Raw genomic sequence first — 13,443 nt, 5'->3', positions numbered from 1 at the left:
AACCGGCGCTTGCGCCGGTTTTTTTTACGTCCGCGCGCGGCACGTCGCGCGCGAAAGCTACCTCGAATTGCCCAGCATTGGCCCGTAGCTGATGCGTGCGCGAGCCTAAACTGGCCTCTATCACCCGCGTCCCTGACGCATCGAACCCGCCGGCGCCGCCGGCAATGCAACCCGCCTGGTAGGGACCCCGTCCCGGCTTGGGCGCGGCGTCTCCCGGGCCTTCCGTCAAAGGAACAGCCCATGTATCCGCAACCTTTTGCAGTGACGATCGCCCAGATTGAGTCGGCGATTAATCACTGGCGTGAGCGTCGACCGGCAGCCGCTGAGGACCAGCCGGTACTTTGCGCGGAAGCTCGCGCACTGGCAGACGTCTACGGTCTTCTCATCTATAGCGGCGCCACAAGCGTGGAGTATTCGACGCTCAACGCCGGGCAGCGCGATGCCCTTGCGGCCACTCTGCGCTAACAGCTTTCTCGCGCCTTAGGCGTATCGACCGCCGCGCACGCGGCAAACCAAATCACCCTGTCAGGACAACGTTCCCGACGGGGAAGTTGTCTGCACAGGGTTTTCTTCTTTCAAGGAACCCAAATGCAAGTCAACGCTTCCCAGCTCAATGCACTGCTCACCGCCTACGTTCCGAAGCGCCTTCCGGTGCTCATTACGGGGCGCCCAGGCATCGGCAAGAGCGATATCGTGGCCCAGGTCGCCGACCAGGTCGACCACGATCTGATGATCAGCCATCCCGTCGTCGAAGATCCGACCGACTCGAAGGGCTTGCCGTTCGCGGCGGCCGACGGCCAGTCCGCACGCTTCCTGCCTTTTGGCGATCTGGAACGCGCGCTGCAGCCTCGCAAGCGCCCGTTGATCTGGTTTCTCGACGATCTCGGGCAGGCCTCGCCGGCCGTGCAGGCCGCGAAAATGCAGCTGCTGCTCGCGCGCCGGATCGGCGAGCACAAGCTGCCCGAGAACGTCACGTTCCTCGCGGCTACCAACCGACGTAACGACAGCGCGGGCGTGAGCGGCATTCTCGACCCGTTGATCTCGCGCTTTGCCACCGTGGTGGAGCTCGAGGCGACGATCGAGGAGTGGAGCGCCTGGGCCGTCGCGAACGATATCGCGCCGGAACTGTTTGCGTTTCTGCGCTTCCGGCCGGACCTGCTGTCGGTCCAGAAGACCTCGCGCGACATTGAAGCGACGCCAAGCCCGCGCAGTTGGGGTTTCGTCGCGAAAACGATGGGAGTCGTGCCGAAGGAACTGGAACTGATCTCCCACGCCGGTTCTGTGGGCGAGGGTCCGGCAACCGAGTTGCTGGCGTTCATCCAGATCTACCGGCAGTTGCCGTCGCCGGCAGCGGTTCTCGCCACGCCCGATGTTGCTCCGATTCCCGAGGCGCCGTCGGCGCTTTACGCCATCAGTGCGGCGTTGGCGATGTACGCGAACGAGAGCAATTTCGAACGTGTCGTCATCTACACCGAGCGTTTGATCGCGGCGGGGCTGGGCGAGTTCGCCGCGTTGCTGGTAACAGACGCGCTGCGCAAGACGCCGGATCTCGCGAACACCCACGCCTTCATCAAGGCGCAGGGCGGTCCGATCGGCAAGCTGATTCACGGGTGACGTTTCGCTTCATTCCCTCTCCTCGTTGTTCCGGGCCGCGCACGACGTGCGCGCCCGCGTCGCTTTTCCCTTTCCCGATTCATTCCACTTTCTGTCTCTTCAGGAGTCTCTCCATGAACATTACCGATATTCAATCGCGCGTCATGCTCTGCTCGGTCACCATCTCGTCGTGGGTCGCACGACGCTTCGATGAGAAGGTCACTGAGGAGGTTGAAACCCGCCACGACACCAAGGGCATCGGGCGCTTCAACAAGCGGCTGCTGCCCGAGAACGCCTCCAGCTTCAAGGAGGTCCTGTCGCTCGCCGGGCGCATCCGCCGCTACTTCTATGACCACACGCTGGAGTACAACCAGCTTTCGGTGCGTCTGCTGCCCACTTCCATCTACATGGAATTCTCGACACAGATGCGCAGGATGAAGGACGAGTTCGATCTCGCCGTGCAGGTTTTCCTCACCGACTACCTGGACCTCAAGGAACAGGCCCGTCAGGAGATGAACGGCCTCTTCAACGAGGCGGACTACCCGACGCTCGCGCAGCTTGGCGAGAAGTTCGGCGTACGCATGGCGGTCCTGCCGTTCCCGGACGCCAGCCAGTTCGGTGTCGATCTGCCCGAGGACGTGCTCACGAGCCTGCGCTCTGAAATCGATCAGCACGTCGAGCGCTCGATCGACCATGCGAACCAGGACATCGTGCGCCGTCTGTACGATGCCGTGTCCGCGATGGCCAACCGGCTGTATGCGGCCGGTGGCGTACGTATCGACGTTGCCGACAACGTGCGTGAGCTGTGCGGGCTGCTGCCGAAGCTGAATTTCAGCAACGATCCGCAGCTGAACCACATCCTCGAGCAGGCCAACCGTCACCTTGCCGTGCACAACGGCGTCGACCTGAAGGAATCCGAGGTGCTTCGTTCCCAGGTGGCCGCCAAGGCAACCGAGATCGAGGAACTGATGGAGGCCTTCATGGGCGGCAAGCCGCAGGCAGCGATGCCCAAACCCGGCCTCGCGCCGCAGCTGCGCATCGCGGCGTGAGGTGCGCATGGATACTCGCATCTCGAAACAGCGTTCGGCGTTGGTGATGGACCAGCCGTTTTTTGGCGCGCTGGCGCTGCGTCTGAAGGTAGTCGAGGATCCGGCTTGCAAGACGTTCTGGGTGGACGGAGAGGCGCTGGGCTACAACCCGGCGTATCTTGACACCCTGAACGATCTGGAATGCCGGGGCGTGCTCGCGCACGAGATCCTGCACGTCGCCAACGGCCACTGCTTCCGGCAGGGGCCGCGCGACGCGAAGCGGTGGAACGATGCGTGCGACTACGCAATCAATCCGATCGTGAAGCAGGCAGGGATGGTTCTGCCAGCAGGACACCTCGACGACGCGCGCTTTCATGGCAAGTCGGCCGAGGAGATTTACGCGGTCCTCACGCAGGAGGCGAGGCAAAAGGAAAAGGAGAAGTCTGGCGGCAAACCTGGTGCGCAAGCACCGGGCGCTCAACAGGCACCCGCGAACGGCGCGAACACACCGTCAGCGGCTCCCGATCCCGATGCACCGCCTTCCTGCGGCGAGGTCCGCCCTTATCCGGGGCCGGACAAACCCGTGAAGGAAGCCGAGTGGAAGGTCGCCACGCTCCAGGCCGCGAAAGCGGCCAGGATGCGCGGCAAGCTTCCCGGCGGCATGCAGGCGATGGTGGAGGCAGCAGCGGAGCCATCTGTGGACTGGCGTTCGATCCTGATGCGCTTTGCGCAGCAGGTGACAAACGACGACTACAGCTTCGCGATGCCCAACCGCCGTTACCTGCATCTCGGGTTCTACCTGCCGTCGCTGCATTCGCCGGCGGTGGGTGACGCGGTGTTTGTACGCGACAGCAGCGGCTCGGTCTTCGACGAGACGCAGGCGCAGTTCGCGGCCGAGATCATTCACGTGGCCGAAGTCGTTCGCCCCGCGCGTCTGATTGTGATGGACTGCGACAAGCGCGTCACGCAGGTGCAGGTCTTCGAACGGGGTGACCCGATCGAGCTTGCGCCGGTTAAGGGTGGGGGCGGCACGGCCTTCACCGATCCGTTCCGTCGTCTGGAAGTGGAGGGCCTCAATCCGGCATTCCTCGTCTATCTGACGGACATGGATGGCGACTTCCCCGACGTGCCTCCGTCGTACCCGGTGTTGTGGGCGTCGACGACGCCGCTGCGTCGGGCACGTCAGGCGCCGTTTGGCGAAGTGGTGGAGGTGATCATCTGATTGCCCGTTTTCTTCAACCCGACCCGGCTCACATCGAGCCGGGTTTTTTTTCGCCCATACGCCGTTGCACGCATTGCCCAGCCCGGTCGCGACCGCCGAAAAGCTGCACAAAAAGTGCACCATTCCGGGTTTAAGCGTTTAGGCGCCTAAACGGGTGCGGGGCGACATTTGGCTGCCAAGTCCAGCGCGCAGGCGTTCGGGAAAGCTGCCGAATATCGCTACCCTTTTGCCCGGTTAGCCACGCGGCCGGCCCGGAACAATACCAGCATGTCCGAAGCCGCCGAAAACCCACTGCTCAAATTCAACCGCCTCGAAGAGAGTGCGGTCCGGATGTTCTTCGCCTCGCTTGCGCCGTTGCGCGAGTTTCTCGACGCGCCGGACATCGCGGAAGTGATGGTCAACAACCCGAAAGACGTCTGGATCGAGCGTCGCGGGGTACTCACGCGCGTGCCGATCGAGCTGAATCCGTCAACGCTCTCAGGCGCGATTCACTCGCTCGCTTCCTCGGTGGAGAAGTCGGCGAAGGCGGGCACGGCCCAGGGGATCCTGAACGCGGGGCACGGCAACCTCCGTATCGCGGCCGTCATGCGTCCGACCGCGATCGACGGCGACGCTCTGAGTATCCGAAAACACCGCGACAAACACCTCTCGCTAGACGACTACGTTCAGGCCGGCGCGTTTTCACGCGCGCGCGCGCGCGAAGACGTGGACCAGGAGTTCTTCCGACCGGGCATCGAGAACCACGATCTGCGTCAGGCATTGCGCGAGATCGTACGCGCGAAGAAAAACATCCTCGTTGCAGGCGGCACGTCATCGGGCAAAACGACCCTGCTCAATGCTATGGGCGCGGAGATTCCCGATGAAGATCGGGTGATCACCATCGAGGACACGATGGAACTCAAGCTGCCAGTGCCGAACAAGCTGCGGCTGCTCTCGAATACCGATACCGGGGTGACGACCCAGATGCTCGTTGCACTCTGTCTGCGCTTTCGTCCCGACCGGATCCTCGTCGGCGAAGTTCGCAGCGGCGAGGCCTATGACTTCATCCAGGCGCTGAACACGGGCCACGACGGCGGACTGGGCTCCATTCACTCGAGCACGGCGCGCGGTGGCCTGCGACGGCTTGAGAGTCTCGCGATGCTCGGCGTGCCTTCCGGGACGCGCTGGGACATCTCCGACCTGCGTCAGAACATCGCCAGCTGCTTCAACTACGTCGTGCATTTGAAGCGCACGGGCGAAATGCGGCACCTCTCCGAAATCCTCGAAGTCCGGGGCTATGACAACGGGGACTACATCCTCAAACGCGTTTTCTAAACCACTGGAGTGGACCAACGATGAAGCAGTACCTTGTCTCTTTCCTTCAAAACGCCACCAGCCGGGTGCGCACGGCGTGCTCGCGTCTGTTCAGCCGCCGCGAACTGCGCACAACGCTGATTGCGGCCGCGCTCAGCGCGATCGCCCCCGTCGCGTCCGCCACCTCCACCGATCTGAGCGATCTAGGCCCTGCGACAGACGCGATCTGCCTGATCTCGAACTACATCAGCGGTCCCTGGCTCTTCTGTATCGGTCTGGTCGTCATGATCATCGCTTTCATCGCGATCGCGAACTCGGAAAGCACGCTCGGCAAGGTCCTCGGCAGCGTGTTCGTGGGTGTTGGTCTCGCTGCCTGTGCGATTCCGGTTCTCAAGGACCACTTCAAAATTTCCTATGTCTGTACGTAACCGTGTCAAGGTCAGCCGTGGCCTGTCCCTGCCTCGCCAGATTGGCGGGGCAGACCGGTTGCTCGCGCAGGCGAATGCCTTCATCACGCTCTTGCTCTGCTACGCGTGCGGGTTCGACCTCATAAGCTCGATCGGCTTCATTGGCCTCGGCATGGGGATGCACTTCTTCCTGCGGTGGATGAGCTCGCGCGACCCTTGGTGGCGCCTGGTCATGCTCGTCTACAACCGCTACCCCGACGTCCATGAGCCGACACCGGGCGGCAAGTCGTCTGCCCGCTTTCGGCGTCCCTATGGTTTCGATCAGGATCTGTCATGCTGAAGCCCGGAAAACGGCGTGCACTTGCGCGCCGGCCCATCCAGGAAATCGCCCCATGGATCACCATGGTCACGCCGGACCTGGTCCTCGACAAGGATGGGTCTCTGCTGACCTCGTTCACATTCGAAGGTGTTGACGCCGATACCCCGAACACGAGCGACATCACAGCGGCGCGAAACAACCTCGACAATGCCTCCAAGAACTTCGACCACCGGGTCACGGCGTGGTGGCGGCTTTCGCACCGCAGGGTGAAAGGGGCGATCGACGGCGAATTCGCTTCGCCGCTCGATACTCGACTGGACGCGATCAACCGGCAGAACATCGGGAGCGGGAAGTTCTTTCGCAACTCGCACTCGTTGTCGCTTGCCTTCACGCCCGAGACCGGCTTCAACAAGTTCTTCGAGAAAGTCGGCTACCACCTGAAGATCGGTGGCAAGTCCATGCCCCTTGCTGCCTTCGAGGCGATCAGTGATCAGGTCCTCACGCGCAACGCGTTCGCTTTCGACATCGACCAGTTGACCGCCGACATACGCCGGTTCGAGGGCCTGCTCGATGCGTTCCGTGGCGGCATGGGTCGGCTCAAGATGAAGCGTCTTGAACTGCAGAACGCACTTGCCCATCTGCACCAGACAGCCAATCCTTCGGTGCCGCCGCGGCGCGTGCGGTATCCGGTCACGATGCTCGACACGCATCTGACCGAATCGTTTGTCACCTACGGCGCTGAACACCTGCTGTTCGAGTCTGCACATGGCAAGCGCTTTGCGAAGATCATTGCTGTCAAGGAATGGCTTGGGTTCCAGGAAGCCGCGCTTGATGTGCTCTGCGACGTGGATGCGGAGCTCGACATCTGCGTGATGTACCGGTTCCTGAGTGCAAGCCGCGCGGAAGCCTTCATCAAGTCCGTGCGCAAGTTCTTCAAGGCGGCGGCAATCAACCCGTGGGCAATCCTGAAGCAATTCTTCGCGAAGGAAGAACAGAAGAACGATAAGGGACGCGAGACTCTTGCCGACGAAGCCGAAGATGCGCTCAAGAGGCTGACCGTCGAGGGCGCCCAATACGGTTTCGCGAACATTTCCGTCCTCGTCTACGGCGACACGATGGAGGAATGCGACCAGGCAACCTCCGACGTAGTCGGGCGACTGAGCAACGCGGGCTTCGGCCTCGTGCTGGAAAAGGACAACCTCGGCGCCGCCTGGGCTTCGACGCTGCCAGGACGCTGGGACCAACAAAAGCGACTGCAGTTTGTGGAAACGGCCGCTGTGTCGGACGTCGCGCCGGTGCGTGGGGTACCGGAGGGGCCTGAAGTTAATGAGTGGCTGACGCAACAGTTCGGCCGCAAGACTGGCGCCACGACGATCCTGCCTACGCGCCACCGGACGCTGCAGCGGGTCGTTCTCCATCACCCGGGCGGCCGCTCACATTTGCTGGTCGTGGGCCCCAATGGCGCGGGCAAGACGATGCTGCTGAACTTCCTGCTCTCGCAGATGGCACGTCACGACGCGCGCCGTATCCGCTTCGACAAGGAACGATCCACGCGCATCCCGACGGTGCTCTCGGGCGGCAAATTTATCGACGTAACGGGACGTTACGAGGCGGCGACGCCGATCAACCCTCTTTCGTTGCTGTCGGACGAACGACACTACGCGTATGTCGCGACGTGGGTCCAGATGGCGATCGAGGACGACGCATTCAAATGCACTCCGACGCAGGAACGCGAAATCTTCGAGCGGGTCGCGATGCTCGCGACTGGCTACGCCCCTGAGTACTGGACCCTGTCGTTCCTGACCACACTGCTGTCGGCCGAGTTGCGCGAGCGGCTGCGGATCTGGACGAAGGGGGAGAAGAACGGAAACTTCTTCGACCATGTGGACGATGCGTTCGCGCTCTCGGACAACCTTTCGATCGAATGCGGCGATCTGTTCCAGAACAACCCGGAAGCGGCGCTCCTCTTTACCGATTACGCGTTCTACCGCATCTCGCAGTGGCTGGACGGCACGCGCTTCACCGTCATCGAGGTCGAGGAATGCGGCTTCTTCTTCCTGTACCCACGCTTCTATGCACGCCTCGAACTGTGGGCTGTGACGATCCGGCGTCTGAACGGCACGCTCGCGCTGGCCACGCAGTCGCTCAAGCAGCTCGAGCGGGTCGCGAACTTCGAGGTGCTCAAGGAGCAGTTGCAGAACATCTTCTATCTGGCCAACCCGGACGCGCGAAGCAACATGAAGCTCTACGGCGACGTGTTTGGCCTCAGCGAAGGACAGATCGACATGATCGTCAATGCGATTCCAAATCGCGACTACCTGTGGGTGACGCCCACGCAAACCCGCATGCTTCAGGCGAGCTTCGACAAGGAGACGCTCGCGGCTCTGCGCGCAGATGGACGCGCGCAGAGCGTACTCGACCGCCACTTCACGTCGGGCGATGAGAACTGGGCCGACAACTACATGCGCGAAATGCTTCTTTCTGATTGAGGAACCAAGAATGAAAAAGACCCTTTTTCGTGCCGTCGTCGCTACGGCAACGCTCCTTTGCGTGTCCTCGGCGGCGCGCGCCCAACTCGTGGTGTTCGACCCGACCAACTTTGCACAGAACTTCATTACTGCTGCGAAGGCTGTGAAGGGTGAGATCTATCAGGACACCAACATCGCCTATCAGTACCAGATGATGGCCAACCAGCTGCTGCAGGCCACGAATCTGAACCCGACGGCCATGAAGGCACAGTACGACCAGATCACCGGCGATATTTCGAAAGTAAGCAGTCTCACGTCAACGCTTACGCGACTATACGGGAGCCTGCAGCAGGGCTCGTCCTACGTCACTCATGTGCAGAACCTCATCTCGACGTCGGGCAAGTCGCCTACCCAATGGCTCTCGGACATGAGCGAGCTTTACAAGCAGGGCGATGCGACGGCGACCAACCTGTTCCAGATGGGCAACGACGTGATGCAGCACACGCAGACCCTCGCCCAGCGCCGTTCGGACCTGCAGTCGCAACTGTCACTCACGCCGACCCGGCAGGCGACGGCGGAAATCACGACCCACTACCTGGACATCGTCAGCAGCCAGAATTCCGACATGCTTCAGATGATGGCGGCGAAAACCCAGAACGACGCCCAGCAGCAGGCTTCGACCAATGCCGCGGCGAAGGACAGGCTGTCGGCCGCGCAGTCCTACACCGCACAGCAGGCCGCCGAGCGTGCAGCATTCGACGCACTGCCCAACGGAAATTGAGGGGCAAGATGCGCTTTCGACAGTTCTGGGCCTGCCTCGCACTCGTGAGTCTTGGGCTTCTTGCATCGTCCGCATGGGCCGACGACTCCCCGGCGCTCGGGCAACAGATCACCGAGTCAACAGGCACCACGGTCACACAATCGTCGTCGGGCAACGACACCTTCGGCTCAACGATGACCAAGGGCGAGATCGCCGCCGGCGCTACCAAGGCGGCGGCAAAGGCAGCATCGCTCTTTGCGGCGGCGATCCCGGCGGCGGTCACCGTGAGCCAGAGTATCAAGAGCGAAGCCGACAAGTTCGCCGCAGGCCTGGGCGTTATCACGCTGGTCCTGACGTTTATCCGGTACTCCGCGACCCGGGATCCCGTGTCTGCGTGGGTGACGGTGTTCGAGGAGATCGGGACACTCGGCATCTTTGCGTCGATCTACGTGAGCTACCAAACCTTCGCGCCGGGCTTTTACAACTGGTTCCAGACGCTCGCGAACATGATCCAGTCGGGCGCAGGGCAGGGCGTTTCGTCGTCCATGGCCGCAGCAGGCGGCGCGGTCATGGAGGCTGTCGTCAAGGCGTACAACGGCACGTCGTGGACGAACTACGTCGCGCTCACCATCTCGATGTTTCCGCTGCTGCTCGCCTACATCGTTCTGGTGATTACCAGTATCGTTTTTGCCTTCATGAACAACCTCGGTCTCATCCAGGCCGCGGTCGGGATTGTGATGGGCCAGATTGCGGTGGCGCTTGGATTTTCGTCATACACGCGTGGCTACTTCAAGTCCTGGCTTGACTACATGGTCAGCGCGGGCATGTACTGCGTGGTCTCGGCGATCCTGCTCAAGCTCGTTGCGACGTCGCTCAACCAGGCTATCGACGAAGCAACCGCAATGGGTCTCTCGACGGCGGAAGGTGCTTCATACGTCTTCGACCTTTCACTCTTCGTCTTCCTGCTCTCGTTCGAAATTCCCAAGATGGCAGGGATGTTTGGCGGCGGCGCCAACGCATCTGGTTCGATGATGAAGAAGGCGGCGAGCGTAGCCACGGGAGGTATCCTGTGAGCGCCGCGGCCATGCATCAACCGATGGACGCCCCGGCGCTGCTCGCCGCGCACGATCGCCGCGTCGCGCTTATCCGGCAGGCTGCCAACGAGGCAAGTGACGGCGAGTACCGGTCGCGCTGGGGCGACCTGCTCGCGCGTTGTGCCACGTGGTTTTCGAGCCTTCCGTATTCTCCGGATCTGTACCGTGAGCCCGGTGGGGCGTTTCGCTGCACGGTGGAAACGGCGTTCTACGCGATGCGGCTCGCCGGTGGCCAGAAGTTCGGCACGAACCTGTCATCGGAAAAGCGGCGGCACGTCGAGCCACAGTACAACCACGCCGTATTTATCGCGGCTCTTTGCTCGGGGCTCGATGAACCCTACCGCCATTTTGTCGTGCTTCGAAGCCGCGACCGGGCGGAGTGGAGTCCGGCTGGGCATGGGGCACTAGGACCCTGGCTCGGTGGCGACACATACGCGCTCCAGCGCAGGCCAACGCCGCTCCCGGTCGAGCGGATGCGCACGGCGCTGTTTGCGCAGAATCTCATTGGCCACGAACTGCTTGCCGGGTACGAGGCAGAGGTGCTTGCTCATCTCTTTGGCGCGATCAATCCAACGGTCACCGCGCCACCTGGCGAGTCGCTCGTACACAAAGTCGTGCGCCAGGCCGTCGCGGTCGCTGCAGACTTTGACAAAAAAGCGCAACACGCAGTCTTCGAGGCGGTTCAATACCCTGTACCACCCGCAATCAACGTGGCGGCGGCCGTTCAGCCGGTAGTCACGCCGACGCCTGCGCCAACGGCAGCCGCCGGCACCGCACCCATTGCATCTGCGCCTCCCGCGCCAGCCGCGGTTGTGCGGCCGGTTACTGCGGAATCCAGTGCCGGGGCACCTGCCGAAGCGGAACCTAGTGCCGCTGACGTGCCCGCTCGCGCTCCAGCCGCAACCCCCGCAGCAACGGCGGCGCCCGCTCCTGATCGCGAGGAGGCCGGTGAGCCGTCGCGCTCGCCAGCCGCGTCGCCACAGCCGCGCCCGAAAGACGAATCGCAGCTTGGCCTGCCTTTTTCAGGCGAGAGGCAGCCGCAGCCGTCCGTCGATCCTGCTTCTTTTCGTCCGGCTGGACGCCCAGCGCCCGCGGCGGTGCCCGAAGGGTTCGACCAGGTGCTGGAGGGTCAACCGAACATGATCCGCGAGTTCTTCCGTGCGCTCCGGGAGGACGTTGCCGCAGGTCAAGCGAAGGTGAACTGGACTGAGAAGGGGCTCGCGGTGCCCAAGCGTCTCGTTGGAAGTTACGGCGTGCCGAGTGACACGCTCGTTGAACACCTTCGCAAGCGAGGCCTGCTCGTCGCAAATGTGCAGGCAGAGATAGTGTTCGCGCCACGCGCGGGCGAACTGATCCTTCAGCGGGGCGCCGAATGAACGCGACCACAAATTACATCAATCACTTCCGGCCGATCTACGAATTTCGCGCGACGATCTTCTGGCTGGCCGCGTTCGTCGTGCTTCCATTCACGGGTATGCCGTACGGGTGGGCATTCGGACTCGCTGCGCTTCTGCCGTTGCTGCTTCGGGGTCGGCAGGTGTGGAAAGCGCTGCGCTTTCGCATGGCGATCTCGACCAAGTGGCTCACCACGCTTGACGTGCCGCGTCTCCTGCGCATCCAGAAGCGCATGCGCGAGGAGAGCGATTCGATGTACCTCGGCATGGGTTTCGAGTGGACGCAGAAGCACTGCCAGATCGCGCACGACATCCTGCGTATGCCGACGACGGACATTCCGGGGCTCCCGAAATGGCTGGGCAAGACTCGGCACGGCCGCCAGATCGAGGAGGCGATCGAGAAGATCTTTGCGCCCGCTGACAGTATCCGGGATCGCATGCCGCAGGGCGCGTCGTGGATCCATGGCATGGAGCCCGACAAGGGGTTCGTTCCATTCCACTACAAGGCTATGGGCGGCCATACGGCAGTGGGTGGAACGACTGGCTCCGGCAAGACCCGCACTTATGAGGTGTTGTCCACGCAGGTCATCCATCTGGGCGACGTGCTCATCATCATCGACCCAAAGAACGACAAGGACTGGAAGGCGCGGGTGGAGCGCGAATGCGCGCGCACCGGGCGCAAGTTCCTTTACTTCAGCCAGGCGAAGCCTTCCGAGTCGATTCGCCTGAACCCCCTCGAGAACTGGTCCCAGCCGTCCGAAATCCCCGGGCGCATCGCGCAGCTTATGGAGGAGGGGCCGTTCCGCGATTTCGCGTTCCTGTTCATCGACCGCGCGGTCAAGGGGGAACTGTACGTCGGCGACAAACCGAACCTGCGCTCGATCCTGAAATACGCGCAGGCGGGCGTCGCCAAGCTCCTGGAGCGCAGTCTTGAGCGCTTCTTCCGCGACGCGGGTCTCGCAAATTGGGAGGAACTCGTCGCGACGACGTTGACCCAGATCGGTGGCAAGCCCGGCAGCGTGTCGAAAGTCGATGCGATGGTGCTGCTCTACAACGAACGATATGCCCACGAGGACCACGGTCACGAGGCAATCGACGGCCTCATCGCGACTCACACGCACGATCGTGACCACTACACTCGGGTGATCGCTTCGGTCATGCCTCTGCTGCAGATGCTCGCTACTGGCGAGACGGGTCTCATGCTCGCGCCGAAGGTCGAGGACTTCGAAGACGAACGGGAAATATGGGACATCGATCGCATCATCAAGCAGAAAGCGGTCCTCTACATGGGCTTCGACTCGCTCTCAAACAGCATCGTGCAGAAGGCAATAGCGTCGCTGGTTCTTGCCGATGTCGCCGCAGTGTGCGGCGCAATCTACAACTTCTATAAAACCAATCCCGATGTCGTTCTGGTTATTGACGAAGTTGCCGAAGCGATCAACGAACAGGTTATCCAGATTCTGAACAAGGGCCGCGGCGCGGGCTTCAAGGCGTTCGTCGCGTTCCAGACACGCTCGGATCTGGAAGCCAAACTCGGAAACGCCGCGAAGATGCTGCAGGTTTTGGGTAACCTCAACAACCAGGTCATCCTTAGACTGGAGGACAGCGACACGGCACAGTGGTTCTCGGACAAGGTCGGCGAGACCGCGATTCGGAACATCCAGATTTCCGGGTCCACGAGCCGTGGGAGTGAAGGCCACATCGGTGAATTCAACGGTGGCATCACACGTTCGCTTCAACTGGAAAAGGCTCCGCTCATACCGACTGCGCTCATCCAGCGGCTGCCCAACCTGCAGTACTTCATGCGCATCTCCGGTGGCGCTGTGTATCAGGGCCGTATTCCAATCTTGCAAGGCTAAATAAAA

Annotated in this window: 12 protein-coding genes; all 12 read left to right on the top strand. The window is 62.0% G+C overall.

The genetic code is table 11. The features are described from left to right. The first annotated feature begins 240 nt into the window (after positions 1-240). The 12 genes from M3I53_RS16150 to traD all read left to right on the top strand — a co-directional run bounded on the left by M3I53_RS16150 (position 241) and on the right by traD (position 13,437). Positions 241-465 (top strand): DUF3717 domain-containing protein, encoded by a 225-nt coding sequence (locus M3I53_RS16150; protein WP_254316911.1) that lies wholly within the window; start codon positions 241-243, stop codon positions 463-465. A gap of 123 nt (positions 466-588) precedes the next feature. Then, positions 589-1,614, top strand: coding sequence for an ATP-binding protein (locus M3I53_RS16145; protein WP_254316910.1), 1,026 nt, complete (start codon positions 589-591; stop codon positions 1,612-1,614). A 113-nt stretch (positions 1,615-1,727) separates the two neighbouring features. Then, complete coding sequence (locus M3I53_RS16140) at positions 1,728-2,642, top strand: hypothetical protein (RefSeq protein WP_254316909.1); 915 nt, start codon at positions 1,728-1,730, stop codon at positions 2,640-2,642. A 7-nt stretch (positions 2,643-2,649) separates the two neighbouring features. Further along, positions 2,650-3,843, top strand: a complete 1,194-nt coding sequence (locus M3I53_RS16135) for a VWA-like domain-containing protein (RefSeq protein WP_254316908.1) — start codon at positions 2,650-2,652, stop codon at positions 3,841-3,843. Positions 3,844-4,110: 267 nt separating this feature from the next. Next, positions 4,111-5,157 carry a CpaF family protein gene (locus tag M3I53_RS16130; protein ID WP_254316907.1) on the top strand — a complete coding sequence of 349 codons (1,047 nt, stop codon included), beginning with the start codon at positions 4,111-4,113 and terminating at the stop codon, positions 5,155-5,157. A gap of 20 nt (positions 5,158-5,177) precedes the next feature. After that, positions 5,178-5,564, top strand: a complete 387-nt coding sequence (locus tag M3I53_RS16125; protein WP_254316906.1) for a TrbC/VirB2 family protein — start codon at positions 5,178-5,180, stop codon at positions 5,562-5,564. After that, positions 5,551-5,883 carry a hypothetical protein gene (locus M3I53_RS16120; protein WP_254316905.1) on the top strand — a complete coding sequence of 111 codons (333 nt, stop codon included), beginning with the start codon at positions 5,551-5,553 and terminating at the stop codon, positions 5,881-5,883. The genes M3I53_RS16125 and M3I53_RS16120 overlap by 14 nt, the downstream gene beginning before the upstream one ends. Then, positions 5,877-8,351, top strand: coding sequence for a VirB4 family type IV secretion system protein (locus M3I53_RS16115; protein ID WP_254316904.1), 2,475 nt, complete (start codon positions 5,877-5,879; stop codon positions 8,349-8,351). Before M3I53_RS16120 ends, M3I53_RS16115 begins: the two co-directional genes overlap by 7 nt. A 10-nt stretch (positions 8,352-8,361) precedes the next feature. Beyond that, positions 8,362-9,111, top strand: a complete 750-nt coding sequence (locus M3I53_RS16110; protein ID WP_254316903.1) for a DUF4141 domain-containing protein — start codon at positions 8,362-8,364, stop codon at positions 9,109-9,111. 8 nt (positions 9,112-9,119) lie between these two features. Continuing rightward, complete coding sequence (locus M3I53_RS16105) at positions 9,120-10,163, top strand: type IV secretion system protein (RefSeq protein WP_254316902.1); 1,044 nt, start codon at positions 9,120-9,122, stop codon at positions 10,161-10,163. Continuing rightward, positions 10,160-11,560 carry a TraI domain-containing protein gene (locus M3I53_RS16100; protein WP_254316901.1) on the top strand — a complete coding sequence of 467 codons (1,401 nt, stop codon included), beginning with the start codon at positions 10,160-10,162 and terminating at the stop codon, positions 11,558-11,560. The genes M3I53_RS16105 and M3I53_RS16100 overlap by 4 nt, the downstream gene beginning before the upstream one ends. Continuing rightward, complete coding sequence (gene traD, locus M3I53_RS16095) at positions 11,557-13,437, top strand: conjugative transfer system coupling protein TraD (RefSeq protein ID WP_254316900.1); 1,881 nt, start codon at positions 11,557-11,559, stop codon at positions 13,435-13,437. Before M3I53_RS16100 ends, traD begins: the two co-directional genes overlap by 4 nt. The last annotated feature ends 6 nt before the right edge of the window (positions 13,438-13,443 follow it).

Source organism: Paraburkholderia sp. CNPSo 3272, from assembly GCF_024206495.1.
In the GTDB taxonomy this organism is placed as follows: domain Bacteria; phylum Pseudomonadota; class Gammaproteobacteria; order Burkholderiales; family Burkholderiaceae; genus Paraburkholderia.
The sequence above is the reverse complement of the archived record's forward strand: the minus strand, read 5'-3'. Positions and strand labels throughout refer to the sequence as shown.

Coding starts and splice junctions, on each gene's coding strand:
- M3I53_RS16125 (WP_254316906.1), top strand. CDS start 5,178: ATGAAGCAGTACCTTGTCTCTTTCCTTCAAAACGCCACCAGCCGGGTG.
- M3I53_RS16115 (WP_254316904.1), top strand. CDS start 5,877: ATGCTGAAGCCCGGAAAACGGCGTGCACTTGCGCGCCGGCCCATCCAG.
- M3I53_RS16140 (WP_254316909.1), top strand. CDS start 1,728: ATGAACATTACCGATATTCAATCGCGCGTCATGCTCTGCTCGGTCACC.
- M3I53_RS16105 (WP_254316902.1), top strand. CDS start 9,120: ATGCGCTTTCGACAGTTCTGGGCCTGCCTCGCACTCGTGAGTCTTGGG.
- M3I53_RS16135 (WP_254316908.1), top strand. CDS start 2,650: ATGGATACTCGCATCTCGAAACAGCGTTCGGCGTTGGTGATGGACCAG.
- M3I53_RS16145 (WP_254316910.1), top strand. CDS start 589: ATGCAAGTCAACGCTTCCCAGCTCAATGCACTGCTCACCGCCTACGTT.
- M3I53_RS16120 (WP_254316905.1), top strand. CDS start 5,551: ATGTCTGTACGTAACCGTGTCAAGGTCAGCCGTGGCCTGTCCCTGCCT.
- M3I53_RS16110 (WP_254316903.1), top strand. CDS start 8,362: ATGAAAAAGACCCTTTTTCGTGCCGTCGTCGCTACGGCAACGCTCCTT.
- M3I53_RS16130 (WP_254316907.1), top strand. CDS start 4,111: ATGTCCGAAGCCGCCGAAAACCCACTGCTCAAATTCAACCGCCTCGAA.
- traD (WP_254316900.1), top strand. CDS start 11,557: ATGAACGCGACCACAAATTACATCAATCACTTCCGGCCGATCTACGAA.
- M3I53_RS16150 (WP_254316911.1), top strand. CDS start 241: ATGTATCCGCAACCTTTTGCAGTGACGATCGCCCAGATTGAGTCGGCG.